The organism is Delftia sp. ASV31 (assembly GCF_016428765.1).
In the GTDB taxonomy this organism is placed as follows: domain Bacteria; phylum Pseudomonadota; class Gammaproteobacteria; order Burkholderiales; family Burkholderiaceae_C; genus Comamonas; species Comamonas acidovorans.
Map to the genome: position 1 here is coordinate 1 of NZ_JAELTK010000347.1, position 253 is coordinate 253.

A 253-nucleotide genomic window follows, 5' to 3' on the forward strand; every position below is an offset into this window, starting at 1 on the left:
GCACGCTCGGCATCGTCGGCCTCCACCACGTTCAGCGTGATGGTGCCGTTGGCATGGCCGGTCATCACGGGCGCCTGCCCCGGCAGGTCGGCCAGCAGCTCGAAGCGCGGCCCATCCTCTCCAGGCCCTGTCTCTTATACACATCTCCGAGCCCACGAGACGCTGACGTTGATCGCGTATGCCGTCTTCTGCTTGAAAAAGGGGGGGGGGGGGGGGGGGGGGGGGGGGGGGGGGGGGGGGGGGGGGGGGGGGG

1 pseudogene is annotated in these 253 nt (G+C 71.5%); it reads right to left on the reverse strand.

Annotation, left to right across the window (positions count from 1 at the left end):
• Nucleotides 1-125: pseudogene (locus tag JHD82_RS29760) on the reverse strand (putative zinc-binding metallopeptidase); the annotation flags it as partial.
• Nucleotides 126-253 lie beyond the last annotated feature (128 nt).